The sequence below is a fragment of the Bacillus sp. Xin1 genome, assembly GCF_013314535.1.
Classification (GTDB): Bacteria; Bacillota; Bacilli; order Bacillales; family Bacillaceae_G; genus Bacillus_A.
Window position 1 is genome coordinate 17274 of sequence record NZ_JABUAE010000009.1, and the last position, 26624, is coordinate 43897.

Below are 26624 nucleotides of genomic sequence, written 5' to 3' on the forward strand. Positions count from 1 at the left end.
ATTGTACATGCCATACGTAACAGTGAAAATGCTAGAAGGACGCACAGAAGAACAAAAGAAAGCTCTTGCTGAGAAAGTAACTGCAGCAGTAAGCGAAACAACTGGTGCTCCAGAAGAAAACATCGTTGTTTTCATCGAAGAAATGTCTAAAAATCATTATGCAGTTGGCGGAAAACGCTTAAGCGACAAATAATTTCAAGTTTCTTTAATAAGAAGCAGTCCATGGGGTTGCTTCTTATTTCTTTCCTTCTAATAACTCAATAATTTTCTCTTTATATTTTCCTTTTCTTCCATCTTCATAAATTAAATCATGTGGATAGAAAAGTTTCTGATCCCTTCTCTTCTTACCAGTAATCGCCTCTACAATATCCGACTCACGCGAAAGCTCCCTGAGGTCTCCGTTTGGCATAAGAAGTAAGATTGGCAATCTCTCTTCTTCTTCTCCAGCACGATAAAAGTCATACGGTAAATCTGATGTTGAATCCACAACTAAATAGTACTCTGGATCGAGCCCAATCTTTTTAAATAAACTACTTAATTCCATCCAATTATCTAAACCATGATTCTCTGTAAATTCTACATATTTAAAGAGATTTCGGTTCATAAAACGACGACATAAATCACTTAGAATTTGATCATCTTCATCTTGCCATACCTGGAAATAGTAATACATTACATTCTCATCTAGCTTTAAATAATCCTCTACTGTTACTTCCTCTTCAAATAAAGAATAGAAATGAACCGGATGATACTTAAATGTATAATACTGCTCATGCAATGTTTTTGCACGGTGTAAAATCTTTGTTAAAATCACTTCTGCGCTGCGCGTTACTGGATGGAAGTATACTTGCCAGTACATTTGATAGCGGCTCATAATATAATGCTCAACAGCGTGCATACCACTATTTTTAATCACGACTTGATTGCCGTATGGACGCATGACACGAAGTATACGTTCCATATCAAAATTCCCATACTTTACACCAGTAAAATATGCATCTCTTAATAAATAATCCATACGATCTGCATCAATTTGACTAGAGATCATACTAATCGCTAATTTATTATCAGACGTTTTTGCAATCACATCTGCTACTTTTTGTGGAAATTCTCGGTCTACACGGCTAAGTACATCATTGATTTCCGTATCATCGACAATAATTTTTTGCGTGAACTTCTCATGATCTAATGAAAAAACTTTTTCAAAGGAATGGGAGAACGGACCGTGTCCCACATCGTGCAAGAGAGCTGCACATAAACATAACAATCTATCTTCTGCATTCCAATTTGGTCTGCCATCAAACACATCATCAATCATACGACGAATAATCTCATATACACCTAATGAATGAGTAAAGCGACTATGTTCTGCACCATGAAATGTAAAAAACGTCGTTCCTAGCTGCTTAATACGGCGCAAACGTTGAAATTCCTTCGTTCCGATTAAATCCCAAATGACACGATCACGCACGTGTACATATTTATGTACTGGGTCTTTAAACACTTTTGTTTCGCTGAGTTTGTCGTTTAAATATACCATATCGACATCCTCCTTCCTTACTGCATTCTTACTTTATATTATAAACGAAATAGGAAAGAGAAAGAAACGAAAGACTATATATAAATCCAAATTAAAAAACTAACATCAAACCATTCTTTTTAGATGGACGAGAGCATCCGGCCATGCATAGAAACGGTCAGTACCTTTTTTAGCCCCATGCCATGTAAAAACAAAAGGAGAAAATGAGTAAAAGTCTCTATTTGTTCTCCATAATCATAATTCATCTATTAGAAACTCGAATTGGATTTATATAGAAATGCAGAAAATCACTTCCGTTATAACGAAAGTGATTTTCTTTGTATATTATTTTCCTAAAACGAACTCAGCAATTTCATCTAGGATCATTTCTTTACCAAGTGGGAAGTATCCTTTATTTAGGTCTTCGTTCTTGATTGTAAATACGTGGTTGTTCTTAACAGCGTTCATGTTTTTCCAAATTGTTTCTTCTTGGAATTCTTTTAAGCGCTGAGAACCGTCACCAGTTGTAAATACGAATAAGTAATCTGGGTTGTAGTCGATTAATGCTTCTTTTTGTACTTGTACTAATGGTTTATCCATTGGTGTACCTGGAACTGCTGGTAATTTTAAATCTTTGAAGATTACGCTACCGTAACCGTAGTCACCGTATACACGAAATGCATTTGGATATGCAGCCATTTTCATGAACTTCGCATCACCAGTTTTTGCAACGATTTTATCGTGTAACTTGCTTGCTTTTTCATCATATTTCTTGAACCATGCAGTTGTTTCTTTTTCTTTATCAAAGATTTTACCTAACTCTTCAAACTTTGGACGCCATTGATCTAATGGAGTTTTTAACATAACAGTTGGTGCAATTTTAGATAATTGATCATAGATTTTTTCTTGACGATTGTTCACAAGAATTAAATCTGGTTTTGCAGCAGCTACTGCTTCGATGTTAATTTTGTCGCCCCAAGCAGAGCCAACTGGTTTTACATCTTTTAATTTATCCGCAATATGAGCATCAATTTTTTCTTGAGACGTATTTGCAGTAATGATTGGTTTCATTCCAAAGATTAATAATTCTTCTGTTGAACCACTAAGGTCAGCAATTTTCTTTGGATTTGCAGGAATTTTAATTTCACCTTTTGCATGTTGTACAGTACGCTCTTCCACTTTTGCGTCTGCTTTCTTTTCTTCTTTCTTGTCAGAAGAACAGGCTGCAAATAGTACAGAAGTAACGACTAGTACCATCGCTAATAATACCGCTTTAAATTTCTTCATATTCCCACTCCTTCTGGATATATTTCTCTTATAAGTTGTACGTAACTATAAGAAACGACACACTAACATTAATATATATTAATTAAGTGTTGTATGTAGCCCGTTCTAACGGACGTTCAACTTCCCATGTTGAATGAGAAGCTCAACGTCCATTAGAATCCCTCTCCCTATCTAAATACGGATAGGAAGAGGATTTCTCTTATGCTTGCTTGCGTACTTGTTTATTTATCATTGTTAAATCATAAGTTAAGCAAATCGGTTTACAGTTGACAGGGCATGGAACAATTTGTGCTTCAATTTCAAACACATTACGAAGCGTTTCGCACGTCATAACCTCATCTGGCGTCCCTTGTTTCATTAACTTACCTGCTCTTAACGCAATCATATGATCTGAAAAACGAGAAGCATGGTTTAAATCATGAATAACCATAACGATTGTGCGGCCTTCTTCTTGATTTAACTTTTTCAATAAATTTAATACTTCCAATTGATGGGCCATGTCTAAGTATGTTGTTGGCTCATCTAGCACAAGCAAATCCGTTCCTTGCGCAAGAGCCATTGCAATCCAGACACGTTGGCGTTGCCCACCTGATAGAGCTTCTGCTGGACGGTTCGCAAACTCTGTCATCCCTGTCACTTCAAGCGCCCAGTGGATGTAACGATAATCCTCTTCTTTCAGTGTTCCAAATCCCTTTTGATGCGGGAAACGTCCATATGAAACAAGTTCAAACACAGTAAGACCTGTTGGCACCTCTGCAGTTTGTGGTAAAATCGCCATTTTCTTTGCGATTTCTTTTGTCGGCTGCTTCTCAATTGCTTTCCCATCAAGATATACAGTACCTCGTTTTGCTTTTAAAATACGAGAAGCTGTTTTTAACAATGTGGATTTCCCGCATCCATTTGGTCCAATAATCGTTGTAATTTTCCCTTCTGGAATTTCCACTGACAATCCATCAATAATTAACCCTTCATTATAGCCAACAGATACCGAATCAACCGCTAAAGTTGCCATACAAAAAGCCTCCCTTTATTTTGTCCTCATAAGTAAATAAATGAAATATGGTGCACCGATTACAGAAATAACAAGACCGACTGGTATTTCAGATGTCGTTAGTACACTTCTTGAAATCAAATCTGCAAATAGTAGTAGGAATGTTCCAATTAATGCTGCTGTCGGTAACATAATTTGATGTTTCCCGCCGACAAGTCGCCTCGCCAAATGCGGCGCCATTAAACCAATAAAGCCAATTCCGCCAGCGACTGCAACAGAAGCCCCTGCTAAACAAACAGCAATAAATAATAATTTTCGTCTTTCTTTCTCTACGTTTACGCCAAGTCCAACTGCCGCAGCGTCTCCTAAATTCATTACATTTAGCACATGCGCTTTACGAATTGCAATTGGTAAAAATATAAGCATCCATGGAAGTACGCTTAATACGAATTTCCAGTCTGTTCCCCATAAACTTCCCGCTAACCAAATCGTTGCAAAACGGAAATCATTCGATGTCATTTTCATTGAAAAAATTAAACTAACAGCACCAAACCCTGCTGCAACCGCGATACCAACGAGTATTAAACGAGTTGATGAAACGCCGTCCTTCCATGCCAGTACATAAATAATGACTGCTGCTAGTATTGCACCGACTAATGCAAAGAATGGAAGAATGAATACGGACAGAAGAGTACCAGTCCCTACTTTTCCAAAAAAGAAGTAAACGAAAACAACAACAGTTAATCCTGCACCGGCATTAATACCGATAATTCCAGGATCAGCAAGTGGGTTTCGTGATAATCCTTGCATAATAGCACCGGACATTGCTAATGCTGAACCAACTAATATAGCAATTACCATACGTGGCATACGAAATTCAAATAAAATAACTGACTGATCTTCTGCCCCTAATCCTACCAATGACTTTAATACATCCATTGGGAGGATTTTAAATGTTCCTGTATTTAAACTAATAAGAAATACTGAAACAATTAAACAAGCTAAAATTGTTATGACTGAAATGTTCTTTTTTGTTAAGACGGTTGCCTTCACATTTTCCCTCTCCCTTCATTACGTGCTAAGTAGAGGAAGAATGGAACACCAATTAGTGCTGTAATGGCTCCAATTGGTGTTTCAAACGGCGGATTAATAATTCGTGATAGCATATCCGCACATTCAATTAACAATCCACCTAATACAGCAGAACACGGAATCACCCATCTATAATCTGAACCGACAAGAAAACGTGTCATATGCGGGATGACAAGCCCAACAAACCCAACGGATCCTGCCATAGATACTGCTGAACCTGTTAACACAAGCACAAGTACAGTTCCGATAAATTTAATTAATGTTGTATTTTGACCAAGACCAATTGCAATTTCTTCACCGAAACTTAAAATGGTAATGTATCTCGACATCATAATCGCTATAACAAGACAAACAAGTCCAATCGGCAAGAGCATGTCAATACTCTGCCATTTCACACCAGCAACGCCGCCTGCATTCCACATACTCACCTCTTGTGCAAGATTGAAATAGAGTGCGATACCAGATGAAATAGCCCCTAGTAGAGCGCTAATTGCTGCTCCAGCTAACGCTAATTTAACAGGTGTTAATCCGCCCGGTGAAGATGCCCCAATGCCGTATACAATACTTGCTCCAAATGCTGCTCCAATAAAAGAAGCGATAACAAACATTAAATACGGTGAATTTGGGAAAAACGCATACATAATTGCAATCCCAAATACCGCTCCATCAGTAATCCCCATTAATGATGGAGATGCAAGCGGATTCCGTGTCATCCCTTGCATAATCGCACCGGATACTGCTAAAAAGGCACCAGCAACAACTCCGCCAATTGCCCTAGGCATACGTAGCTCCCAAATCACATTATGATGCGTCAAAGAACCATCAAACTGAAAGACAGCTTGCCATACAGTTTTCAAACTAATATCCGCTGCACCAAATGAGATTGAAGTTGCCATACTTAAAGCTAACAAAATTGTTCCCGCTATTAAAATAATAGAAGCAATAAGCGGTCTACTCTTAATCTCTTTCACATTTAATTCCTGTTGCTCAATATTCCTCGCGCTTGCTTCCATCCCTCAACCACCCTAACCAACAACATATATTTAATAAAATGAGATTCATTCTCAAGAAACAGCAAAAGAAAATCGGGTGTATCCACCTTTTTGATAATGATTATCAGAATCATAATTCTATTCTACCTACCGGTACAAAAGGCTGTCAACCATTATTTTGCAATATCAAACTAATGTAATTGATATAAAACCAATATCATAATATGTAATTTATCCATTCATACATGTTCATCGTATATCAGTATTTAAAAATAATTTTTAATTTCCACAATAAAAAAAGAAGAGTAAAATATTCACTCTTCTTACTTACTTAATTTCGCTTCGATTTTCTTAATCAGTTCATCTTCAGTTGGCGCTGCAACTGGACGATTATTCACAAAAGCGAATGATTTTTTACGACCTGGTCCACAATAAGATTGACAACCAACCTCAATATTTGCACATGAATCTACTTTTTTGAGCTTTGGTATCAAGGTCTTAATGTTCGTCGCCTGACAATCATCACACACACGAAATTCATTTCCCATTCTATATAACACTTCCTCTATTTTTAACTTTTCACAAGTACATTTAACAATAAACACTAAATGGTATTTTACCGCTCTTTGAGGCTTGATGCAAGTTTCCCTCTATGGGTCCTACGCGATAGAAAACCTCACTTTCCCCTTCATTTTTCCCTTTATAAACTCCCTTCATTCGTGCAACAATTTCTTACTTCCATCAAAATCTACCATATTTTTAAAAGCTTTGTATAAAAGCCATTTCTTTTGCCCATTATAAAAATAGGAAGTTCATAAAAAGAAAGGGAGTTGAATCTATGAAAGTAAGACAAGATGCTTGGACAGACGAGGACGATTTATTACTTGCGGAAACCGTACTACGTCATGTTCGAGAAGGAAGTACACAATTAAATGCATTTGAAGAAGTTGGTGATCAATTAAATCGCACCTCAGCTGCTTGTGGATTTCGCTGGAATGCTGTTGTGCGTTATAGCTACGAGCAAGCTTTACAGCTAGCAAAAAGACATCGAAAAGATAAAATGCGTGCCGCTAGCGGCGAACAGGCAAAAAAACGCCTACTTTATACGCCACCAGCTTCAGCGATAATTACGAATGATGAAGAACCTGTTGTAAACACAACTGTCCCTCGTTCAGAACCAGTTGTATCTAACACTTCTATAACAATGCAAGATGTAATTTACTTTTTACAAACTGTGGGGTCTTCAAACGTAAAAGTAACAGCACTCGAAAACGAGAATACGAGATTGAAACAAGAAATGAAAGCTCAAATACTTCGTAATGAAGAATTAGAAAAGAAATTAGAAAAGCTAGAACAACAATCTAATACAGTACAAGAAGATTACGAAACGCTCATGAATATTATGAACCGCGCTCGTAAATTAGCATTAATGGATGATGAAGAGCCAACGCAAACCTCTTTCCGTATGGATCGAAACGGTAACTTAGAGAAAATTGCAGAATAAAAAGGATGCAGGTGTCTGCATCCTTTTTATTCTGGTTTTAAATTCAACATATGAGACTCTTCTAACTTAGAATCCTTGCGAATGTTTGGATAGATTTCTTTTTTCGGATTTTCTTTAAATTCCACTACCCCAACTGTTTTTACTGGAGCACTAATCGCTTCATATGCAGAATCACTTACTACCGCGAACATATCTGCATATTTGCGAGCATCTCCAATAATTACGTTACCTTCGTACTTCATTTTTTTATCGCCAATCATGACATCATTTTGCTCATTTTTTGCAAATACAATACTCGTATCATTAGAGACAGATGGTAATGTTGTAATTAGTTTCGTTTCTTCACCATCTACTTTTCTTAACAGCTTTTCTTTTACAAACTTTTCTGCTGTCGTTTTATTCATGATTAATACTTTTTGGTCATTTACCTTATCAAATTTAACAGTATACTTCGCTTCAGATTCTATTTCTTTTTTATGTTGATCAATTGTTTGTTGTACAACTGTTTCATCACCATACATCAATACGCCGTTTGCTTGTGGGGCAATCATGTCCATAATTGAACAACCACTAAATACCGCAGCTGACATAATCGCTACAAGTCCTAATTTTACTTTTTTCATTTATATTCCTCCTAAAACTATAATGACAGTTCTCAGTTTAATGACAAAAACGGCTTTTACCAATCTCCTTTCCTTACAGTAACATTACAATCTCGTAAGGTTCTTTTTCACAACTCTCCTCTCTTCTCACTTTTTTGCTATAATAAAGGTTGTCATTTTATAAATAAGGGGTTAGTTATATGAGCAATTCCCGTTCAATCTTATCTCAACCTGAGTGGCGTATTGTAGATCAGTCCAGTTTAGGACAGACCTTCCACGCACTTCAATCATTCGCTATGGATGATACATTGTGCACAACGATCGGAAATGGTACATCTACTTCGACGATGCGCTCTTGGGTTCATCACAATACAATTGTTCTTGGCATTCAAGATTCTCGTCTTCCTCATTTGCAGGAAGGGATTTCTTTTTTAAAACAGAAGGATTTCAATGTCATTGTTCGTAATTCAGGTGGTCTTGCAGTCGTACTTGATGAAGGGGTTTTAAACGTATCGCTTCTATTTCAAGAAACCGAAAAAGGAATTGATATCGACCTTGGATACGATACGATGTGGCATTTAATTAAAGAAATGTTAAAAGATTACGATGTTGATATCGAGGCAAAAGAAATCGTTGGCTCTTATTGTCCTGGCAGCTATGACTTAAGTATTCGTGATCAGAAATTTGCAGGTATTTCACAGCGCCGCATTCGCGGAGGGGTTGCTGTACAAATTTACTTATGTGCTACAGGTAGCGGCTCCGAACGTGCGGCACTGGTTCGTGATTTTTACAACTTAGCAATTCAAGGTGAAGAAACGAGATTTACTTATCCTGAAATTATACCAAGTACAATGGCTTCTTTATCTGAATTACTTGGTGAAACGATTACCGTTCAAGATTTAATGATGCGTTTATTAAAAACACTGCAGCAGTTTGCGCCGCGATTAACACCATCACAATTAACGGTGGATGAAGTTCCTTTATACGAAATGAACTTGCAGCGTATGATTGACCGCAATAATAAAGCACTTAGTCTTGAGAAATAACAAAGGCCCCGCTATATAGCGAGGCCTTTCGTTTTTATAGTGCTTGAGCTGCTGTAATTAAAGCTAACTTGTACACTTCTTCTTCGTTACAACCGCGAGATAAATCGTTTACCGGCATGTTTAAACCTTGTAAGATTGGTCCCACTGCTTCAAAGTTACCTAGACGTTGTGCAATTTTGTAACCGATATTACCAGCTTCTAAGCTTGGGAATACGAATACGTTAGCATCACCTTTAATAACAGAACCTGGTGCTTTTTTCTCAGCTACAGATGGTACAAATGCAGCGTCAAATTGGAACTCACCGTCTAATGTTAATTCAGGAGCCATTTCTTTTGCGATGCGAGTTGCTTCTACAACTTTTTCTGTTTCTGGAGATTTCGCAGAACCTTTTGTAGAGAAGCTTAACATTGCAACACGTGGATCGATACCGAATAGCTCAGCAGTTTTTGCACTTTCAATACCAATTTCAGCTAAATCTTGGCTGTTTGGTGCAATATTGATTGCGCAATCAGCGAATACATACTTCTCATCTTCACGTACCATGATAAATACACCTGAAGTTTTTGTAACGCCTGGTTTTGTTTTAATGATTTGAAGTGCTGGACGAACTGTGTCAGCTGTAGAGTGAGCTGCACCACTTACTAAACCTTGTGCTTTGCCCATATATACAAGCATTGTACCAAAGTAGTTTTCGTCTTTTAAAATTTCACGAGCAGCTTCCTCTGTTGCTTTACCTTTGCGGCGTTCAACGAAAGATGCCACCATTGCATCCATTTCTTCATATGTAGCTGGATCATAAATATCAACGCCTGCTAATGTTAAGTTCATGCTAGCAGCTTTTGCACTAATCTCTTCTTTATTACCAACTAAAATTGGTTTTACTAACTCTTCTTTTGCTAAACGCTCTGCAGCGCCTAAGATTCTTTCATCAGTTCCTTCAGGAAGTACGATAGAAATGCCTTTTCCTTGAACCTTTTCTTTTACTGTTGTAAATAAATCGCTCACGAATAAACCCTCCTACAAATGTTAAAAAACTCTATCTTTAAGAATACTTCTTTTCATCTATATTTTAAACTTATAGCTCCTAAAAAATAGGTAAAATGAAAATGATTATATTTTCATAAAATTCAGCATGGTTAATTTATTATGGAAAACATGAAAAAACTTTCTTTTTTAGATGGAAGAGAGCGTCCAGCCATGCATAGATCCGGTCAGTGCCCTTCTTTGCTCCATGCCATGTGAAAACACAAAGAGAACATGGGTGTAGGACTCTTTTTGGTTTCATAGCCGGACTTTTCAAGTGATAACAAAAAGCCTTTATCCATACTCCTCTATCTAGCATTTAAAAATGTGACAATTTTATGCACTCAAGCTTTACATAGGTGACTTTAAACCTATATATGCTATAGTTAACGTGTAAAATATCATTAACTGAGGTGAATAGAATGAGTGAAGCAGCAAAAACGTTAGATGGTTGGTATTGTTTACATGATTTACGTTCTATCGACTGGGTAGCATGGAAAACATTATCTAGTGACGAACGCGGACAAGCAATGTTTGAATTTTTAAACGTCATTGAGAAATGGAATAAAGTAGCAGCCGCAAAACAAGGTAGCCATGCAATGTATACAGTTGTTGGTCAAAAAGCTGATATTATGTTTATGATTTTACGTCCAACAATGGAAGAATTAAATGAAATTGAAACAGAGTTAAATAAAACAACATTAGCTGAATATATGGTTCCTGCATACTCTTACGTATCTGTTGTTGAACTAAGTAACTACTTGCCAGCTGAGGAAGACCCATACCAAAACCCACAAATCCTCGCACGCTTATACCCAGAATTACCAGAAGCAAAACACATTTGTTTCTATCCAATGGACAAGCGTCGTCAAGGGGATGACAACTGGTACATGCTTCCGATGGAAGATCGCAAAAAACTTATGTATAGCCACGGAAAAATCGGTCGTCAATACGCAGGTAAAGTTCGTCAAGTCATTACTGGTTCTGTCGGCTTTGATGATTACGAGTGGGGCGTAACACTATTCGCTGACGACATCCTTCAATTTAAAAAACTTGTATATGAAATGCGCTTTGATGAAGTAAGTGCTCGCTATGGTGAATTTGGAACTTTCTTCGTTGGTAACATTTTGCCAAGCGAAAAAGTAGCTAAATTTTTATATGTATAATACAAAAAAGGAACGAAATCCGTTCCTTTTTCTTAATATCCTACAAAAAACCTTCAAAAATCCTCTTTTTTCATCAAATTTAAACAACAATAGACAAAAACTTGTCAAATTTCTTATTAAATCATAACCTTCTCATATTCAAAATTACGCTAAAATGATACGAGCTATATGCTAATAACGATGCGAAGGTGATAATTTACATGAGGAAAATTTTATCTATTTTACTAGTGTTTCTATTGTCATTTACTTCCCTAGGAGTAACAACCTCCCATGCAGAAGAAAAAATACACATAGAAGCTGCCGCTGCCATTCTTTTTGATGCAGATACAGGAAAAATACTGCATGAGCAAAATCCAGATGAATTACTAGCTATTGCTAGTATGTCAAAACTTATTGTTATTTACTCCGTTTTAGAAGCTATTAAAGAGGGGAAAATTACATGGGATACAAAAGTAAACATCTCTGATTACGCTTATGAAATTTCCCGTAATAATGAATTCTCCAACGTCCCTTTCGAAAAAGGACGACAATATACAGTTAAAGAATTATATCATTCTATTGTTATCTTCTCTGCAAACGGATCTAGCATCGCGCTAGCTGAACTTCTTGCAGGAAGTGAAAAGAACTTCTTAAATCTTGCAAATGAACATGCAAAAAAACTAGGGTTAAAGAAATATAAATTTGTAAATGCCACTGGATTAAATAATGCTGATTTAAAAGGAAAGCATCCGGAAGGAACTGATCCAAACGGAGAAAATTCCTTATCAGCTCGCGATATGGGTATTCTATCAAAAACGATTATTACAAAGTATCCAGAACTGCTAAAGGATACAAAACAAAGATTTAAAAACTTCCCAGACAACCATCCAAAACCAATCCGTATGGAAAACTGGAACTGGATGCTACCAGGTGCCGCTTTCGCTTATGAAGGAACAGATGGTTTAAAAACAGGAAGTTCAGATACAGCTGGATACGGGTTTACAATTACAGCAAAACGCGGTGACTTACGTCTTATTTCCGTTATTATTAAGACAAAATCAATGGATGAACGCTTCACAGAATCCCGCGAATTAATTGATTACGGTTTTAATAACTTTGAAAAACAGAAATTGAAAGTAGATAAAAATAATACAATTTCTGTCACAAAAGGAAAAGTAGACAACGTAACTGTGACGCCTGAAAAAGAGATAATAGTCATCACGAAAAAAGGTAGCAAGCCACCTTACAAAGTTTCCACTGAGGCAGATAAATCACTTACTGAAGATGAAAAATTAATGGCACCTATTAAGAAAGATACAAAAGTAGGCTCCCTTGTTTTAGAATCAACTGATCAATACGGATTTTTAGATGGAAGTAAGAAAATGAAAGTCACTGCAAAAACAACAGAAGAAGTAAAAAAAGCAAATTGATTCGTATTAACAATGCGATCCATTGGTGACTCCTTCTCAAATATGTGGTCAAAAGTATTTGGATAATGGAAAGCTAGCAAATTGCTAGCTTTTTTATTATGTCTCTCCCTCTATATAAACCCAAATTTTAAAACTGACATAACACCTTTTCTTTTCGACGAAAGTGAGCATCTAGCTATGCATAGAAACGTTCAAACCTTCTCCCTGTCCCATGCCCCCAAGTGAAAGCAGCGAGAAAATGTTTCTCCCCCGTAACAATGACTTATGGATATATATAACGCCAAAATCCTACTTCTTAAAACTTTGTTTGGTTGTCATATCTGGCTTTTTTTTCTCATACGTATGAACTAGTAATTGTTCTACACCGTTTTTACCAGCTCCTCTTTCTGTAAAAATGGTGAAAAAGAGGTGAAACAAATGGGTGTAATTTCTTATAACGAAGAACATGTAAAATTATTAGCAAGACTTATGCGAGCTGAAGCTGAAGGGGAAGGACAACAAGGCATGCTAATGGTTGGGAATGTCGGTGTAAATCGCGTTAAAGGCAATTGTTTAGACTTCAAAAACATACGTAATCTACAACAAATGGTATTTCAAAGGCCTGGTGGTTTTGAAGCAACACAAAAAGGATACTTTTATCAGCGTGCACGCGAACAAGATATTGTCCTTGCAAGACGTGTTATTGAAGGACAACGATTTTGGCCTGCTAATTTTGCTTTATGGTTTTTCCGACCAGACGGTCCTTGTCCACCAACTTGGTATAATCAGCAAAATTCTGGTCGATTTAAAAAACACTGCTTTTTCCAACCATCTAGCGGAGAATGCCCAGCAGTATATTAAAGAATGAAAACGAGGAGGGATTTTTGAATGGCACAGCAACAAAATCCATACTATGGAACTTTTTTCCAACCTTCTGGAACTCCACTACCACCAGGACAACAACAGCAACAAATGACACCACAACAGCAACAAATGATGCAACAACAAGCAATGCAACAACAAGCTCAAGCACAACTTGCAGCATCTCAAGGTATGCTCCCACTAGAGCAATCCTATATCGAAAACATCCTTCGCTTAAACAAAGGAAAACAAGCGACTGTGGTTATGACATATGAGCGTGGTAGTTCGCTTGGCACACAATCCTATACAGGAATTATTGAAGCTGCTGGACGCGATCATATCGTCATAAGTGAGCCACAGTCTGGAAAACGTTACTTATTGCTTATGATTTATTTAGATTATGTAGAATTCCCTGAAGAAATTAACTATTTACCTGTTCAACCAGCAGCATATCCTCCAAGGTAATAATAAAAGCTGGCAAATGCCAGCTTTTGTTTTGTCTTTATAATCCTTTTACAACCGCAGTTCCCAATAAAATCCAACCGATAATAAATGCTACTCCACCAAGTGGTGTAATTGGTCCGAAAAATTTAATACCTGTTGTACTTAACGCATAGAGACTTCCAGAGAACATAATAATTCCAGCTACCATAAACCAGCCTGCTGTACTTAGTAAAGAAGATTGAATTTTATCCATTAATAAGGCTACGATAAATAGCCCTCCAGCATGAAACATTTGGTATGTAACACCTGTTTTCCAAACTTCTAGCATTTTTGCAGAAATTTTATTTTCTAAACCGTGTGCACCAAAGGCACCTAATGCGACAGATAAGCCAGCTGCAATACAGCCTAATAATAAGAAGATTTTCATTGGAATTCCCCTTTTTTATCTTTATGATAAGAAATTTTTACATATAAGCCAACCTTTTTAACTTTTAAAAATCAAATAAAGAGTTGCCGTTTGCATCGTCTTCTTTCATGTATACAGGTTCCCCCGAAACTGGTACCACTTGCTGAGTTGTTGCTGTCATTGTCATCGGATGAGATGGTATAACTTGTGATTGTAATTTCGGCTCTACATATGTATGAGATTCACTCTGTTCATCTAAAAGTAAATCACATAGAGCACGAACAACTGATAAATGTTCTTTCGCCTTCTGTCCATCACTACTTTTTGCTTTCATAATTTCATTTGCCATTTTATTTAAAATCTTATCGCTAGATACTTGCATTCCTTTTTCACCTCGTACTTTGTAATTCTTTCTCAAATTGCCCCAGCTTCCCTACTGAACCAAATACTATTATCATATCATGTTCTTGCAATTTTTCCTGCCCTGTTGGGTTATGAATAATATTTCCATCCCGTAAAATCGCTAAAATCGTAACATCGAACTTATTTCTTACATCGCTTTCCAGCAATGTTTTCTCAGCTACAACAGACCCTTTCCCAATTTTCACTTCTTCTATTGCAAAGGCTTGTTCTGTTCCATATAGCACTGTATCAATATAATTAACTGTTAATGGATTGGCAATTCCTTTTGCAATATGGATGCCAGCCATACTAGATGGATTGATCACTTTATTTGCACCTGCACGGCGTATTTTATCTTCTGTTTCTGGCTTTTCGGCTCTAGCTATAATTTTAATCTTACTATTTAATCCTCGTGCTGTTAATGTAATAAACACATTTTCAGCATCGTTTGCAACAATTGCTACTAAACCAGCAGCTCTTGTAATCCCTGCCTTATGTAATACATGATCCTCGGTAGCATCGCCATGTATGTATAAAAGCTTTTTCCTCTCTAGCACTGATTCTTCCTTATCGACGACTACAAACGGAATCTTTTTCTCTTGTAACTCATGTACGACTTGAAGCCCTACTCTACCAAAACCACATACGATAATATGGCCCTGTAACTCTGCTATTTGTTTGTCCATCTTCTTCCTCCGCACTGCATGAAATAAATTCCCCTCAATAATCATTGCCGCTACTACCCCAATTGCATATGTAACAATTCCTACCCCAACAGGAATAATAAGAAGCGCAAAAATCTTCCCTGCCTGTTTTAACGGAACTGCATCTCCATATCCAACTGTTAACACTGTAATCATTGTCATTCAAAAGGCTTGAAACAAACTAATTTCTTCTATTATCATAAATCCAATTGTTCCAAGGATAACAACAAAACACATACATATAACAGCGATGCATAATTGCCTTTTTGCATTCATACTCTTCTTCAACTCTTTTCTCTATCTACAACCTTTGCCATAGTAAATAAAATACGTATATACTAGAAGCGGAATCTATGAAAGAGGTTGATATGATGAAAACATTTCTTTCTGCCTTGCAGTGGGCATTATTTATTTTAGCAGGAAGCCTGATTGTGCCAATTAGCGTTGCTGCCAACTACGGGCTTGAAGGTGCCGAAGCTATCGCTTTTGTACAACGAACATTGTTTGTTCTTGGTTTCGCTGGCCTTTTGCAAGCTATATTTGGTCATAGACTCCCTATTCAAGAAGGTCCCGCTGGCCTTTGGTGGGGAATCTTCTCGCTATATGCAAGCTTAGGTGTCGTATTATTCGGATCAAATAGTGAAACCCTTCGAGTCTTGCAATACGCATTTCTTTTAAGCGGCATTATCTGTATTATTCTTAGTGTTTTGGGACTTATTGATAAGCTTGTTCATTATTTCACACCAACCGTAATCGGAACATATTTATTCCTTCTCGTTGCCCAGCTCAGCGGTTCTTTCCTAAAAGGAATGTTCGGTCTTGATGGACAACATGCTGAAGTACAACCAAATGTATTCATCCTTTCACTCATTGTTATTTTACTATCTTTTTTCATGATGAAGCTACCTGTTATCGGACAATACTCTGTTCTTTTCAGCATTGTCTTCGGGTGGATTTTATTTGCATGCTTCGGTTTATCTAATCCTGTTACACCGGTAACAGATATCATTCGCCTTCCATCTCTATTCGTATTTGGATACCCTCGTATTGAATGGAATATGGCAATTACCGTTATCTTTGTCACAATGTTACTTTTAACGAACATGTTAGCAAGCATCCGTGTTGTACAAAAGGTTGTTTCTAAATATGAAGAAGATGCTATGCAAAATCGATTTAAACCCGCTGGAATTATAACGGGCATAAATCAGCTTTTAGGTGGCCTTTTTTCAGCAATTGGACCAGTAGCTATTTCAGGTTCGGCTGGATTTATTGCAACAACAAATATTTATAAACGTCTTCCATTTATGTTAGGTTCAAGCTTTATCATTGTAATTAGTATATTTCCAAAGATAACATCATTCTTTGCAGCTATTCCAGTCGCTGTTGGATATGCTGCTATTTATCCTGTATTTGCAAGTATGATTGGTCTTGCCTTCCGTGAATATGACACTGTGCAAAATAAAGAACGTTTATTCCGCGTTGCTGGCCTTTCACTTTTTACTGGAATTGGGGTTATGTTTGTTCCTTCACAGGCATTCTCTACTCTACCCCCATTTTTAGCATCATTTTTAAGTAACGGCCTTGTACTTGGTTCTGTTATGGCTATTTTGCTTGAAGTTTTATTTTCCCGTTCAAAGGAAAAACAGCCATCATAAATTGGAAAACTTCCATTGTTTAGAGGTGGGAGTTCTCTCGAAAGATATGATAGAATTATCATGGGCAATACGCCCATGATAATATATACTAACAATACAGTAATTAACTTCACCATATAAATCGATTTTGATTTTTCAACATAGAAATTACGGCTCGGAAATCAAAAAAAGCCCTGCTCTCATTTTCTCCTTGTGTTTTCACATGGCATGGGGCTAAAAAAAGTGGGTTTCTATATTTTTCAATTTGCATTTATATATCTTCAAAGAGGTTCGATATCTTACTATTTATTTCTCATTATTTTGCTAGAATGAATTTCTAACAATACTAATCATTATTTCAACAAAGAAAGGAACTTTCTATATGTCTTATAAAATGATTGTTTTAGATTTAGATGATACTTTACTACGCGATGACCATACAATTTCAGAGCGTACAAAACAAGCTTTAATGACAGCCCAAGAACAAGGAGTAAAGGTTGTACTCGCTTCTGGACGTCCAACATTTGGTATGCGCCATATTGCTAAGGAACTTCGTTTAGAAGAATACGGTAGTTTTATCCTATCATTTAATGGTGCTAAAATTATTAACTGTAAAACAGATGAAGAACTATTCAGTAGTACACTATCTCCTGAAATCGTTCACAGTCTATATGAAATCAGTAAGCATGAAGACGTTTGGATTCATACGTATATCGAAGATGACATCGTAACAGAAGAGAATAATCCATATACAGAAATCGAAGGCCAATTGACAGGCATGCCAATTATTCAAGTAGATAGTTTTACTGCAGCCGTGCAAGAACCTGTTGTAAAAGTATTAATGAATAAAGAAGCTGAGCGCCTTATTGAAGTAGAAAAGAAACTACAAAAACAATTAGAAGGTAAACTAAGTGTAATGCGTTCTAAGCCGTTTTTCTTAGAGTTCACAGAAGCTGGTGTTACAAAAGGAACAAGCTTAAACCAATTAATTCAACAGCTTGGTATTAAGCGCGAAGAAGTAATCGCAATGGGTGATAGCTATAATGACCAAGCAATGATTGAGTTCGCTGGTCTTGGCGTTGCGATGGGAAATGCTCCAGATGATATTAAAGAAATTGCAAACTACGTAACAGATACAAATATGAATGACGGCGTTGCTAAAGTTGTAGAGAAATTTGTACTTAAAACTGAAGTTCTAGTTTAATATATAAATTTTTCAACATACACATTGCTACTATGAAATCAAAAGGTAACTTACACTCCCTCTCTCCCCACCTAAAAAGAGAGGGTTTTTGTCTGTACTTTAATTTGTACTTATATAAATCCATTCACAAAATCCTTTTGAAGTCAAACACTTCAAAGGGGTTTTTATTTAAATGCAAGTAGCTTTGTGAAGATATTTTGAACTTTACAACATTCCCGTAGTGTAAACTTTGTTTTTGTATATAATGAAACAAAATAGACTATTTTATTTTGAATTAGAATACAAATTTACTATATACAAGCTCATATTATAAGGAGGCTGTTTCATGTTATCTACACCAATCGGAAGATTAAGAGCAATTGGATTAGTCGAGGGGATTTCCTTCCTACTATTATTATTCGTAGCAATGCCGCTAAAATACTTCGCGGATTTTCCAGCAGCCGTTAAAATTACAGGTATGGCTCACGGCGTACTATTTATCCTATTCATCTTTGCAGTGATTCAAGTAACAATCGTACATCGTAAGTCGATCTTATGGGCTTTAGGTGCATTCGTTGCTTCCGTTATCCCATTTGGTACGTTCGTACTAGATGCAAAATTAAAAAATGAACCACAATAAGTAAAAAGGTAGCTAACAATCATCCTGTTAGCTACCTTTTTTAAAGGTTTGGAATTTGCCAATCAATTTCTTTCTCATTCATACTAGATAAGATATCATTCACTTTCGAAAATGGTTTACTTCCAAAGAAACCGCGTCTTGCTGATAAGGGACTTGGATGTACAGATTCAATAATATGATGATTTGCATTTGTAATCAGCTTTTTCTTTGCCTGTGCATGGCGTCCCCACAGTATAAAAATCACTGGTTTATCTCGTTCATTTAAAAGCTCAATTACGCGATCAGTGAAATGCTCCCACCCCTTTCCTTTATGAGAATTTGCTTCCCCTTGTCTGACAGTTAACACCGCATTAAGTAATAACACACCTTGCTCTGCCCATTTCACTAAATAACCGTTATTCGGAATTTCACAGCCAAGGTCTGCATGCAGTTCTTTGTACATATTTTGCAGTGATGGTGGTGTTTTCACACCAGGTTGTACAGAAAAACTTAGCCCATGCGCTTGATCTGGCCCATGATATGGATCTTGTCCTAAAATGATAACCTTCGTATCCCCATAACTTGTATAATGCAATGCATTAAAAATATCATTGGCATTTGGATATACTACATGCGTACTATATTCTTCTTTTAAAAACTGCCTTAGTTTCTGATAGTATGGTTTCTCGAATTCTGGTGCAAGTAACGGCTCCCAATCATTCTTTAAAATATGTTCCATCTCTTCACTTCCTCTTCACTTAATTCACCATGTCTTGCTTTGTAAAGACTACAAACGAAACGATAAGAGAAGCTATTGCCCAAACAGTTAAATTCATCAATGAGAAGCTCATTGATAGACCTTGCAATGCTGGTAACTTTCCTGATAAGTAATCTGTTAGTGATAAATTCACACTAAAAATATATTTTGCCCCTTCCCAAGACGTTGCGAAAGAGCTTAAGATACCACCTGCAATTAATGCTGCCAGCATGACTCCCATACCAGCTGGTGTATTGCGAATTAACACCGAAACCATAAAGGATATTGTTCCCACAACAATTGCCACAAACCACGCCAGTCCATAAGCCATTAAAATGTATTGCCACTGCGGAATAAGATGGACAAAATTCGTATTCAATGTTTCTTTATCAATTCCAAACCCTGTCAATACCGGTAAATTCCACCCAGCATATCCGAAAACAACACCCGATAATGCATAGGAAAAAATCCCGACCAGGAGCAATATAAGTGAAATAAATAATAACATCGTCACATATTTACTGAGAAGGATTTTCCAGCGCCGAATCGGCCGTGTTAGAAGCATCTTCATCGTTCCATCACTTCGTTCTCCCGATACAATGTCAATTACAACAATCATTACAAGAAGCGGAATAAATAATGTAATCCCCTGTTCAATGAATGCTCGTACAAATGTCGGTGCCCCCGGTGCAGTCGGATTAATATCATGGTCTAAGTAATATTGTTGTTGTTCGACTCGTACTTTCAGCCAATCCCGCCATTCTTCTGGCAACCTTGAATTATTTAAACGATTTTGTGAATCAACAATTTGCTGCTGAAGCGCTACTTTCCAATCGCTCGTACCAAGGCGTTTTTGCGTTGTTTGCACTTCACGATACTGTGCATACACAAACAAAGGAATTAAAATTGCCAATATGAGCATAACGACAAAAATACGTTTTTTTCGATAGATTTTCTCTGATTCATTTAAAACAAGATTTGCAAATTCACGCATGCTGCTCACTCCTTGTGAGTTCAATGAATAAATCTTCTAACGTAAACACAAGTTCCTTCACGCTATGTACATCTATTCCTTTTTCTACAAAACGTTTATTCCAAGTACTAATTGATGAAATGTCCATCCGGCAAAGTAAACGTTCATTGTCTACACTAATTTCTCTTACTTCTTCTGCCTCTTCTAACATATCCTTTGCCTTTGCAATCGGTGTAACAATCCACTCAACACGATCGCTCGCAGTTTTAATTAACTCTTCAATTGGTGCAACTGTAATCATTTTCCCTTTATGAATAATAGCAACGCGATCACATATCATTTGCACTTCACTTAACAAGTGACTTGAAATAAAGACGCTCATATTTTCTTCTTTCACAAGCTTATGTATAAACTCCCTCATCTCTCTTATACCAGCTGGGTCTAGGCCATTTGTCGGTTCATCTAGTATAAGGAGTTTCGGATTTCCAAGAAGAGCCTGAGCAATGCCGAGGCGCTGCTTCATACCAAGAGAATACGTTTTCACTTTATCGTGGATACGTTCATCCAAATGAACCATTTTTGCAATTTCTAAAATACGTCCATCTGATATACCGCCAAGCATCCGTGCAAATTGCTTTAAGTTTTCCCATCCTGTTAAATATGTATAAAGTTCTGGGTTTTCCACGATACTCCCAATTTGCCGCATCGCTTCCCGAAAGTTCTCTTTAATATGATAGCCACCAATCGCAATCTCACCTTCAGTTGCTTTAATAAGCCCTACTAGCATCCGAATTGTTGTTGTTTTCCCAGCTCCATTTGGACCTAAGAATCCAAACACTTCTCCTTGTTTCACATCAAATGAAATGTTTTCAACAAGCGTTTTTTTTCCAATTACCTTTTTCACATCCCGCACTGAAAGTATTATCGTCATTTCGCCTCTCCTCCATCTAGCTGCAGCTTACTTACAACATTTTGTAACAAGCGAGTTGCCATGTATGAGTAGCCTGTTTCGTTTGGATGGAAATGATCTGAGTATAATAATTCTTTCCCTCTGTTTTGAAACAGATCAAACGTTGGCGTTATATATACATTTTTATTATCTATTGCTAATTTCTCTAAAGATGCATTCCAATCTACAACGATGGATGAAGAACCTTTTAAATCCTCTACATCCTCAAAAGGATTGTATAAACCAAGCCAAAAAATCGGGCTATCTGAATTTAGCTTTCGGATTTCGGCTAAAATTTGCTTCGCCTGATTTTGAAATGTTTCTGTATTAGGGCGATATGTTTCTAGATCTATCTTTCCAAGTGATTCCCATCCTGGAAATAAATCATTTCCTCCAATTGTTAAAACAATAAGATCCGCTTGCTTAATTGAATACTGAGCACCACTACTCTCTATTTGCTTTAACAAATTTGGCATCTTCGCACCACTAACAGCTAAATTCGTTAACGCAACCTTTTGTTTATAATCCTTTTGTAGACTTTCTTTTACTCGACCCACATAGCCGATTCCCTCTTTATCACCAACGCCGCGAGTTAAAGAATCACCTAAGCTGACAACTTTTAATGTTCCTGGGTTTTGTTTCCCTTTCACTTGTTTTTGTTCTGTCTTCGTAGTTAAATTTGAAGCTTTCGGATTTAATACATCATTAATACCCGCAATAAAGCCATATGCAAATAAACAAAAAGATGCAATTGTAATGAGTAAAAGTCCTTTTACTAATTTTGATCTCATATCAAAACCCCTTTTAGCCTGGTAGATTGCCCATATTATACCAAACGCCCATTTGAAAAGCGATTTTCATCTCTTCTATAATTTAGGTAGTTTCACGAATAGTCAATTGCGGCAAGAGTTCAATACTCTTCACATCTATTTTTTCATCTTTTATCTTCTCATATAGTATTTCAAATGCTTTTGCACCAACTGCTTTACTAGAATGAGCAATCGTTGTAATTCCTAATACATCTGCTACTTCTTGATCATCACATCCAATAATAGCTAAATCTTCCGGAACACGAATCCTATGTTTCTTTGCTTCTGTTACCACCCCTGCTGCAATATAGTTACAAGAAATAAGGAATGCTGTCGGCTTTACAGACATCCGCATCCATTCCCTTATTACATTACGTCCGTCATCCACCTTAAAACACCTTTTAAATTTCCAGTTATCTGCAGGTGTAATAGAAATATGTTGCAGTGCATCCTCGTACGCTTGTTTTCTTCTTTGACTATTAATGCTATTGTCTCTTCCAATACAATATCCAATACAAGTATGACCAGCATCTATCAAGCTTTTCATTCCTTGTGAAAACACTTTATAATAATCAATATGTACGCTCGAGATGAAATTCGAATCTATTTCTTCACACACTACAATTGGCCCAAATTTCGTATACTCCTCGAGCTTTTCCTTATCATTTGTCCGTGAACATATAATGACTCCATCAAGCTTTTTCATTTTTAACATCTGCAAAATTTCAAGTTCCCGTTCTTCACTATAATTCGTCTGACAAAGCATCATATGATAATTATTCTTTGCAGTTTCTTTCGATATCCCCTCAATAATCGCACTATAATATTGATCATTTACATGCGGCAATAAAACACCAATTACATTCGTTTTTCCTTTCACTAAATGAATCGCATTCACGTTTTGTGTGTAATTTAATTCCTCAATAATTGCTAAAATTTCTTTTCTCTTTTTATCACTTACATACGGATGATTATTTAATACCCTTGAAACCGTTGAAACTGATACACCAGCAATCTCAGCAATCTTTTTTATATTTGTCACCTTACTTCTTCCCCTTCCCATCATTTAAATAAACCTCATCGAAAAATTCTCTCTTGACCTAGTAAGCTTTCCACAATATATCCTTTCCTAGCAAGTACATTCGGAAAGGATTTGAAACATATGATATGCCTAAAACTAGACTATATATTTTTTATTAGCGGGCTACTCATTCTATCTCTTGGAATTAACATGATGACAACGATTACTTCATTCGGCCTTAGTCCTTATGATTCATTTTTCATTGCATTATATCAAAATTTTGGAGTAAGTATTGGCTTCTGGATTTTTATGATTAACTTAGCTTTTACGCTTATTGTGCTGTTTTTAAATAAAAAGCAGATTACAATAGGAACAATTGTTACTATGGTTCTTATATCTGTTTTTGTTGATTGGATTGGTTCTATCGATGTCATTATGAATTCTATCCGCTCTCTTCCAAAATATATAACACTTATTTGTGGAAATCTATTTGTTGGTGCTGGAATTGGCATTTATGTATCAACAAAGCTCTGTGCCGCACCGCAAGAAGCATTCGTCTTAACCATGGCTGAAAAGAAAAAGTGGACATTTCGCAAGACAGAAATTTCGTTAGCCTTTTTATTTTTAACATGCAGCTTTTTATTAGACGGTCCTATTTATTTTGGTACAATTATCCTTTCATTTACAACAGGATGGATTATTCAAGCATTTATTCAGATTGGCACAAAGGTTCTTAACATAAAAAAGCCTATTGAGCATCACGCTCAGTAGGCTTCATCTATTTCATTGAAAGACAGCTCCCTGAATATAATCAAAGATAACTTTCTCATCATTTGGTAACACAACTGGCTGAATTTTCTTCGTATCAATGGCGATATTTGGATCTTTCAAACCGTTACCTGTTAATACTGCTACAATTTGGCTCCCTTTTGCAATTTCACCGCTTTGCAGGTGTTTATAAACACCTGCGAGAGAAGCACATGAAGCAGGTTCTGCAAAGATTCCTTCGTACTTGGCTAGCCATTCATATGCCTCAAGAATTTCACGATCTGTTACTTCGTCGATTTTACCTTGAGAGTGTTCTGCAGCGAGGACAGCTTGCTCCCAACTTGCTGGATTTCCAATTCGAATCGCTGTTGCAATTGTTTCTGGTTCTTCAATCTTATGTCCACGTACAATCGCCGCTGCTCCTTCCGCTTCAAAGCCATGCATCTCTGGCAGACCCGTACCAAGTCTTTCATGATACTCTTTGAATCCTTTCCAATACGCTGTAATATTTCCCGCATTACCGACTGGAATTGCTAGAATATCTGGTGCTTTCCCAAGCGCATCACAAATCTCAAATGCAGCTGTTTTTTGCCCTTCAATCCGGTATGGATTAACAGAATTTACAAGTGTAATCGGCGATGAGCTGCTTAGCTTACGTACAACTTGCAAAGCATGATCGAAATTCCCATCAATACTGATAATCTCGGCACCATACATGACAGCTTGCGCTAATTTACCGTATGCAATCTTCCCATTTGGAATAATAACAATACATGACAATCCTGCCCTAGCTGCATATGCTGCTGCAGATGCAGATGTATTACCCGTAGAAGCGCAGATGATTGCTCCGCTTCCCGCCTCTTTTGCTTTAGCTACCGCCATTACCATGCCGCGATCCTTAAAGGATCCGCTCGGATTCGCTCCTTCTATTTTCCCATAAATTGTTGCGCCCCACTGCTTTGAAAGATTTTCTAGTAAAACAAGTGGTGTATTGCCTTCATGCAATGTTAAGGGTGGTGTTTTTTCCGTAATAGGCAAAAACTCCTTATACTCAGCAAGCAAACCTTTCCACATTACTTAGCATCTCCTTCGATTCGGTAGTTTGCTTTTACACAATCTACTTTTTCGTATGTGCCCAGTGTATGTAAAATATATTCATAGTCTGCAAGTGATGCACGATGCGTTACGATAACAACCTCAGCCTTTCCTTTCTCACTAAGTGGCATTTGAATAATTTTTTCAAAGCTAACACCGCGTTCGGAAAATAAAGATGTGATTTTTGCGAACACACCAATTTCATCTTTTACATGTAATCTTAAAAACTTTTTCACAAAAATTTCATCAGGCTCTTTTAATGCCTTCGCATACTGAGGAGAAACCGCACTATTCCCAGTCACACCAAGGCGTACATTTTGCATTACCGCGACTAAGTCAGAAACAACCGCTGTCGCTGTTGGTAAACTTCCTGCACCAGGCCCGTAAAACATCGTTTCCCCTACCGCTTCACCATACACATATACGGCGTTATATTCATTTTGAACAGCTGCAAGAGGATGTGTATTCGGAAGTAGCGTTGGTTCAACTGTTACCTCTAACTTTTCACCATCGCGCTTTGCAAGCCCAATTAATTTAATTGTGTATCCTAAGCTTTTACTATACGCAATATCTTCCTCTGTAATGGAAGTAATCCCTTTCACCTTCACATCTCCAAGTTCTACATTTGTAGAAAAACCAAGAGTAGCCAAAATCGTCATTTTTCTTGCTGCATCTAAACCTTCTACGTCTGATGTTGGATCTGCTTCTGCAAATCCAAGCTGTTGCGCTTCGTTTAACACGTCGTCGTATGCTCTCCCTTCGTCAGACATTTTTGTCAGAATAAAGTTTGTTGTTCCGTTCACGATTCCCATCACTTTCGTAATAAGATCCGAGGAAAACCCTTCTACAATGCTGCGTAGGATTGGAATCCCTCCAGCTACGCTCGCTTCATAAAATAAATCAGCTTGATTTTCCTTTGCTACTGTCAGTAATTCCGCCCCGTGCAATGCCATTAAATCTTTATTAGCAGTAACAACATGTTTACCATTGTTCAAAGCTTTTAAAATATAGGATTTTGCTTCCTGTATGCCGCCCATCACTTCAATGACAACATCGATATCAGGATTATCTATAATTTCATTTACATTTTTCGTTAATAAAGTAGAGGGGACTTGGACCTCTCTCTCTTTCTCAATATTTTGCACTAATACCTTTGTTACTTTCACTGGGCAACCAACTTGGTGCATCAATCGATCTTGATGATCCGTAATAATACGAACCACACCGCTGCCAACTGTTCCAAGGCCTAATAAGCCTACTTGAATTTCATTCATGATACTGTCCACCCCTCTAAAGAATTGTATTTAGATGCCATTATATAAGGTAAAATTCTGAAAAACAATGTATTTTGAACATTTAGAAAAATATAAGATAATCCTTACAAAGAA

General features: G+C 37.0%; 27 protein-coding genes and 2 pseudogenes. 11 read left to right on the forward strand and 18 right to left on the reverse strand.

Going from position 1 to position 26624, the window contains the following annotated elements; all coding sequences use genetic code 11:
- The first annotated feature begins 7 nt into the window (after nt 1–7).
- Entirely contained in the window at nt 8–193 is a 186-nt protein-coding gene (locus HRG09_RS10930) for a 2-hydroxymuconate tautomerase (RefSeq protein ID WP_001147171.1), read from the forward strand.
- Nucleotides 194–235: 42 nt separating this feature from the next.
- Here HRG09_RS10930 and HRG09_RS10935 read toward each other — a convergent pair whose 3' ends face one another.
- The 6 genes from HRG09_RS10935 to HRG09_RS10960 form a co-directional block, all read right to left on the reverse strand.
- The gene (locus tag HRG09_RS10935) at nt 236–1540 is read right to left on the reverse strand and encodes an HD domain-containing protein (protein WP_174100839.1); all 1305 of its coding nucleotides are present in this window, start codon (nt 1538–1540) and stop codon (nt 236–238) included.
- A 324-nt stretch (nt 1541–1864) separates the two neighbouring features.
- Nucleotides 1865–2806 carry an ABC transporter substrate-binding protein gene (locus tag HRG09_RS10940; protein WP_174100840.1) on the reverse strand — a complete coding sequence of 314 codons (942 nt, stop codon included), beginning with the start codon at nt 2804–2806 and terminating at the stop codon, nt 1865–1867.
- Nucleotides 2807–3005: 199 nt separating this feature from the next.
- Nucleotides 3006–3818, reverse strand: a complete 813-nt coding sequence (locus tag HRG09_RS10945; RefSeq protein ID WP_174100841.1) for an ABC transporter ATP-binding protein — start codon at nt 3816–3818, stop codon at nt 3006–3008.
- Nucleotides 3819–3833: 15 nt separating this feature from the next.
- Nucleotides 3834–4850 carry a FecCD family ABC transporter permease gene (locus HRG09_RS10950; RefSeq protein ID WP_174100842.1) on the reverse strand — a complete coding sequence of 339 codons (1017 nt, stop codon included), beginning with the start codon at nt 4848–4850 and terminating at the stop codon, nt 3834–3836.
- The gene (locus tag HRG09_RS10955) at nt 4847–5902 is read right to left on the reverse strand and encodes a FecCD family ABC transporter permease (protein ID WP_174100843.1); all 1056 of its coding nucleotides are present in this window, start codon (nt 5900–5902) and stop codon (nt 4847–4849) included. Before HRG09_RS10955 ends, HRG09_RS10950 begins: the two co-directional genes overlap by 4 nt.
- Nucleotides 5903–6204: 302 nt before the next feature.
- Entirely contained in the window at nt 6205–6429 is a 225-nt protein-coding gene (locus tag HRG09_RS10960; protein ID WP_174100940.1) for a YuzB family protein, read from the reverse strand.
- A gap of 290 nt (nt 6430–6719) precedes the next feature.
- On the opposite strand from HRG09_RS10960, the gene HRG09_RS10965 reads away from it, so the two are divergent.
- Nucleotides 6720–7385: an RsfA family transcriptional regulator gene (locus HRG09_RS10965; RefSeq protein ID WP_174100844.1), complete on the forward strand. Its 666-nt coding sequence runs from the start codon at nt 6720–6722 to the stop codon at nt 7383–7385.
- A gap of 26 nt (nt 7386–7411) precedes the next feature.
- On the opposite strand, the gene HRG09_RS10970 is transcribed toward HRG09_RS10965, so the two are convergent.
- Nucleotides 7412–8008: a lipoprotein BA_5634 family protein gene (locus HRG09_RS10970; protein ID WP_174100845.1), complete on the reverse strand. Its 597-nt coding sequence runs from the start codon at nt 8006–8008 to the stop codon at nt 7412–7414.
- Between the two features lie 179 nt (nt 8009–8187).
- Here HRG09_RS10970 and lipL point away from each other — a divergent pair, with 179 nt between their 5' ends.
- Nucleotides 8188–9033 (forward strand): octanoyl-[GcvH]:protein N-octanoyltransferase, encoded by an 846-nt coding sequence (gene lipL, locus HRG09_RS10975; RefSeq protein WP_174100846.1) that lies wholly within the window; start codon nt 8188–8190, stop codon nt 9031–9033.
- A gap of 34 nt (nt 9034–9067) precedes the next feature.
- On the opposite strand, the gene pta is transcribed toward lipL, so the two are convergent.
- Nucleotides 9068–10039 carry a phosphate acetyltransferase gene (pta, locus tag HRG09_RS10980; protein ID WP_174100847.1) on the reverse strand — a complete coding sequence of 324 codons (972 nt, stop codon included), beginning with the start codon at nt 10037–10039 and terminating at the stop codon, nt 9068–9070.
- Nucleotides 10040–10479: 440 nt separating this feature from the next.
- Here pta and hemQ point away from each other — a divergent pair, with 440 nt between their 5' ends.
- From hemQ to gerQ, 4 genes and pseudogenes are all read left to right on the forward strand, one after another.
- Nucleotides 10480–11223 (forward strand): hydrogen peroxide-dependent heme synthase, encoded by a 744-nt coding sequence (hemQ, locus tag HRG09_RS10985; protein ID WP_174100848.1) that lies wholly within the window; start codon nt 10480–10482, stop codon nt 11221–11223.
- Between the two features lie 200 nt (nt 11224–11423).
- Nucleotides 11424–12698 (forward strand): annotated as a pseudogene (locus HRG09_RS10990) (serine hydrolase).
- A gap of 351 nt (nt 12699–13049) precedes the next feature.
- Nucleotides 13050–13472, forward strand: coding sequence for a cell wall hydrolase (locus HRG09_RS10995; RefSeq protein ID WP_174100849.1), 423 nt, complete (start codon nt 13050–13052; stop codon nt 13470–13472).
- Nucleotides 13473–13499: 27 nt separating this feature from the next.
- Nucleotides 13500–13937 carry a spore coat protein GerQ gene (gene gerQ, locus HRG09_RS11000; protein ID WP_174100850.1) on the forward strand — a complete coding sequence of 146 codons (438 nt, stop codon included), beginning with the start codon at nt 13500–13502 and terminating at the stop codon, nt 13935–13937.
- 37 nt (nt 13938–13974) lie between these two features.
- Here gerQ and HRG09_RS11005 read toward each other — a convergent pair whose 3' ends face one another.
- The 3 genes and pseudogenes from HRG09_RS11005 to HRG09_RS11015 all read right to left on the reverse strand — a co-directional run bounded on the left by HRG09_RS11005 (nt 13975) and on the right by HRG09_RS11015 (nt 15704).
- Nucleotides 13975–14343, reverse strand: coding sequence for a DUF423 domain-containing protein (locus tag HRG09_RS11005; RefSeq protein WP_174100851.1), 369 nt, complete (start codon nt 14341–14343; stop codon nt 13975–13977).
- 64 nt (nt 14344–14407) lie between these two features.
- Complete coding sequence (locus HRG09_RS11010) at nt 14408–14704, reverse strand: YwdI family protein (protein ID WP_174100852.1); 297 nt, start codon at nt 14702–14704, stop codon at nt 14408–14410.
- 7 nt (nt 14705–14711) lie between these two features.
- Nucleotides 14712–15704 (reverse strand): annotated as a pseudogene (locus HRG09_RS11015) (potassium channel family protein).
- 95 nt (nt 15705–15799) lie between these two features.
- Here HRG09_RS11015 and HRG09_RS11020 point away from each other — a divergent pair.
- The 3 genes from HRG09_RS11020 to HRG09_RS11030 all read left to right on the forward strand — a co-directional run bounded on the left by HRG09_RS11020 (nt 15800) and on the right by HRG09_RS11030 (nt 18885).
- Nucleotides 15800–17083 carry a purine/pyrimidine permease gene (locus HRG09_RS11020; protein ID WP_174100941.1) on the forward strand — a complete coding sequence of 428 codons (1284 nt, stop codon included), beginning with the start codon at nt 15800–15802 and terminating at the stop codon, nt 17081–17083.
- A gap of 361 nt (nt 17084–17444) precedes the next feature.
- Entirely contained in the window at nt 17445–18266 is an 822-nt protein-coding gene (locus HRG09_RS11025) for a Cof-type HAD-IIB family hydrolase (RefSeq protein WP_174100853.1), read from the forward strand.
- 325 nt (nt 18267–18591) lie between these two features.
- On the forward strand, nt 18592–18885 hold the full coding sequence (locus HRG09_RS11030) for a DUF3817 domain-containing protein (RefSeq protein ID WP_174100854.1): 294 nt from the start codon (nt 18592–18594) through the stop codon (nt 18883–18885).
- Nucleotides 18886–18925: 40 nt separating this feature from the next.
- On the opposite strand, the gene HRG09_RS11035 is transcribed toward HRG09_RS11030, so the two are convergent.
- From HRG09_RS11035 to HRG09_RS11055, 5 genes are all read right to left on the reverse strand, one after another.
- Entirely contained in the window at nt 18926–19603 is a 678-nt protein-coding gene (locus HRG09_RS11035; protein WP_174100855.1) for a uracil-DNA glycosylase, read from the reverse strand.
- A 19-nt stretch (nt 19604–19622) separates the two neighbouring features.
- Nucleotides 19623–20615, reverse strand: a complete 993-nt coding sequence (locus HRG09_RS11040) for an ABC transporter permease subunit (RefSeq protein WP_174100856.1) — start codon at nt 20613–20615, stop codon at nt 19623–19625.
- Nucleotides 20608–21525, reverse strand: coding sequence for an ABC transporter ATP-binding protein (locus HRG09_RS11045; protein WP_174100857.1), 918 nt, complete (start codon nt 21523–21525; stop codon nt 20608–20610). Before HRG09_RS11045 ends, HRG09_RS11040 begins: the two co-directional genes overlap by 8 nt.
- Complete coding sequence (locus tag HRG09_RS11050; RefSeq protein ID WP_174100858.1) at nt 21522–22334, reverse strand: SGNH/GDSL hydrolase family protein; 813 nt, start codon at nt 22332–22334, stop codon at nt 21522–21524. The genes HRG09_RS11045 and HRG09_RS11050 overlap by 4 nt, the downstream gene beginning before the upstream one ends.
- Nucleotides 22335–22416: 82 nt before the next feature.
- A complete protein-coding gene (locus HRG09_RS11055) occupies nt 22417–23394 on the reverse strand; it encodes a LacI family DNA-binding transcriptional regulator (RefSeq protein WP_174100859.1) in 978 nt (325 codons plus the stop codon).
- A gap of 120 nt (nt 23395–23514) precedes the next feature.
- On the opposite strand from HRG09_RS11055, the gene HRG09_RS11060 reads away from it, so the two are divergent.
- A complete protein-coding gene (locus HRG09_RS11060) occupies nt 23515–24144 on the forward strand; it encodes a YczE/YyaS/YitT family protein (RefSeq protein ID WP_174100860.1) in 630 nt (209 codons plus the stop codon).
- A 12-nt stretch (nt 24145–24156) separates the two neighbouring features.
- Here HRG09_RS11060 and thrC read toward each other — a convergent pair whose 3' ends face one another.
- Entirely contained in the window at nt 24157–25215 is a 1059-nt protein-coding gene (thrC, locus tag HRG09_RS11065; RefSeq protein ID WP_174100861.1) for a threonine synthase, read from the reverse strand.
- Nucleotides 25215–26510, reverse strand: a complete 1296-nt coding sequence (locus tag HRG09_RS11070; protein ID WP_174100862.1) for a homoserine dehydrogenase — start codon at nt 26508–26510, stop codon at nt 25215–25217. Before HRG09_RS11070 ends, thrC begins: the two co-directional genes overlap by 1 nt.
- Nucleotides 26511–26624: the final 114 nt, after the last annotated feature.

What these genes read in the sequence shown, in the direction of transcription:
- HRG09_RS10930 (WP_001147171.1), top strand. Translation starts at nt 8, where the DNA reads ATGCCATACGTAACAGTGAAAATGCTAGAAGGACGCACAGAAGAACAA.
- HRG09_RS10935 (WP_174100839.1), bottom strand. Translation starts at nt 1,540, where the DNA reads ATGGTATATTTAAACGACAAACTCAGCGAAACAAAAGTGTTTAAAGAC.
- HRG09_RS10940 (WP_174100840.1), bottom strand. Translation starts at nt 2,806, where the DNA reads ATGAAGAAATTTAAAGCGGTATTATTAGCGATGGTACTAGTCGTTACT.
- HRG09_RS10945 (WP_174100841.1), bottom strand. Translation starts at nt 3,818, where the DNA reads ATGGCAACTTTAGCGGTTGATTCGGTATCTGTTGGCTATAATGAAGGG.
- HRG09_RS10955 (WP_174100843.1), bottom strand. Translation starts at nt 5,902, where the DNA reads ATGGAAGCAAGCGCGAGGAATATTGAGCAACAGGAATTAAATGTGAAA.
- HRG09_RS10960 (WP_174100940.1), bottom strand. Translation starts at nt 6,429, where the DNA reads ATGGGAAATGAATTTCGTGTGTGTGATGATTGTCAGGCGACGAACATT.
- HRG09_RS10965 (WP_174100844.1), top strand. Translation starts at nt 6,720, where the DNA reads ATGAAAGTAAGACAAGATGCTTGGACAGACGAGGACGATTTATTACTT.
- HRG09_RS10970 (WP_174100845.1), bottom strand. Translation starts at nt 8,008, where the DNA reads ATGAAAAAAGTAAAATTAGGACTTGTAGCGATTATGTCAGCTGCGGTA.
- lipL (WP_174100846.1), top strand. Translation starts at nt 8,188, where the DNA reads ATGAGCAATTCCCGTTCAATCTTATCTCAACCTGAGTGGCGTATTGTA.
- hemQ (WP_174100848.1), top strand. Translation starts at nt 10,480, where the DNA reads ATGAGTGAAGCAGCAAAAACGTTAGATGGTTGGTATTGTTTACATGAT.
- HRG09_RS10995 (WP_174100849.1), top strand. Translation starts at nt 13,050, where the DNA reads ATGGGTGTAATTTCTTATAACGAAGAACATGTAAAATTATTAGCAAGA.
- gerQ (WP_174100850.1), top strand. Translation starts at nt 13,500, where the DNA reads ATGGCACAGCAACAAAATCCATACTATGGAACTTTTTTCCAACCTTCT.
- HRG09_RS11005 (WP_174100851.1), bottom strand. Translation starts at nt 14,343, where the DNA reads ATGAAAATCTTCTTATTATTAGGCTGTATTGCAGCTGGCTTATCTGTC.
- HRG09_RS11010 (WP_174100852.1), bottom strand. Translation starts at nt 14,704, where the DNA reads ATGCAAGTATCTAGCGATAAGATTTTAAATAAAATGGCAAATGAAATT.
- HRG09_RS11020 (WP_174100941.1), top strand. Translation starts at nt 15,800, where the DNA reads ATGAAAACATTTCTTTCTGCCTTGCAGTGGGCATTATTTATTTTAGCA.
- HRG09_RS11025 (WP_174100853.1), top strand. Translation starts at nt 17,445, where the DNA reads ATGTCTTATAAAATGATTGTTTTAGATTTAGATGATACTTTACTACGC.
- HRG09_RS11030 (WP_174100854.1), top strand. Translation starts at nt 18,592, where the DNA reads ATGTTATCTACACCAATCGGAAGATTAAGAGCAATTGGATTAGTCGAG.
- HRG09_RS11035 (WP_174100855.1), bottom strand. Translation starts at nt 19,603, where the DNA reads ATGGAACATATTTTAAAGAATGATTGGGAGCCGTTACTTGCACCAGAA.
- HRG09_RS11040 (WP_174100856.1), bottom strand. Translation starts at nt 20,615, where the DNA reads ATGCGTGAATTTGCAAATCTTGTTTTAAATGAATCAGAGAAAATCTAT.
- HRG09_RS11045 (WP_174100857.1), bottom strand. Translation starts at nt 21,525, where the DNA reads ATGACGATAATACTTTCAGTGCGGGATGTGAAAAAGGTAATTGGAAAA.
- HRG09_RS11050 (WP_174100858.1), bottom strand. Translation starts at nt 22,334, where the DNA reads ATGAGATCAAAATTAGTAAAAGGACTTTTACTCATTACAATTGCATCT.
- HRG09_RS11060 (WP_174100860.1), top strand. Translation starts at nt 23,515, where the DNA reads ATGATATGCCTAAAACTAGACTATATATTTTTTATTAGCGGGCTACTC.
- thrC (WP_174100861.1), bottom strand. Translation starts at nt 25,215, where the DNA reads ATGTGGAAAGGTTTGCTTGCTGAGTATAAGGAGTTTTTGCCTATTACG.
- HRG09_RS11070 (WP_174100862.1), bottom strand. Translation starts at nt 26,510, where the DNA reads ATGAATGAAATTCAAGTAGGCTTATTAGGCCTTGGAACAGTTGGCAGC.